Origin of the sequence: Curtobacterium sp. P97 (assembly GCF_023712445.1) — a bacterium.
In the GTDB taxonomy this organism is placed as follows: domain Bacteria; phylum Actinomycetota; class Actinomycetes; order Actinomycetales; family Microbacteriaceae; genus Curtobacterium.
Genome location: NZ_JAMAYF010000051.1, coordinates 1 through 489, shown reverse-complemented (window position 1 = coordinate 489; position 489 = coordinate 1). Strand labels below are relative to the sequence as shown.

Sequence of the window (489 nt, the reverse complement as noted above, 5' to 3'; positions counted from 1 at the left end):
GCCGAGGGCGTGGAGACCGAGGAGCAGGCGCGGGCGCTGCGGGAGCTGGGCGTGACCCACCTGCAGGGGTTCGGGGTGGCCCGCCCGATGCCGGGCGCGGCGTGCGGTGCCTGGTTCGCGGAGCGTGCGTGGTGACGGGGGGCGGCGGGGTGGACGTGCTGGACGGCAGGGAGGACGACGTGCTGGACGACGCAGGTGTTGACGTGGACGACGACGTGGACGACGACGTGGACGACGACGTGGAGGACGGCGGGCCGGCCGAGGAGGTCGAGGAGGAGCGGGAGCCCACCGAGGCCGAGGTCGTCGCCGCGCTGCTGCCCGACGTCGGCTTCGACCCGCACGAGGTGCTCTCGCACATCGACGAGCTGTCGGCCCAGCGGCCGGTGGCGGCCCAGATCGTGGCGCTGACCCACGCCGAGGACGCCGGCTCCCGCGAGGTGGCCCGGCTGCTGGCCGCCGACGCCGCGCTGACCGGGCGTGTGCTCAAAC

General features: G+C 75.7%; 1 protein-coding gene. It reads left to right on the top strand.

The genetic code is table 11. The features are described 5' to 3' along the window. Positions 1–203: 203 nt before the first annotated feature. Positions 204–489 (top strand): hypothetical protein (locus M3677_RS16875; RefSeq protein WP_251161119.1); only part of this gene is annotated, 286 nt, incomplete at its 3' end.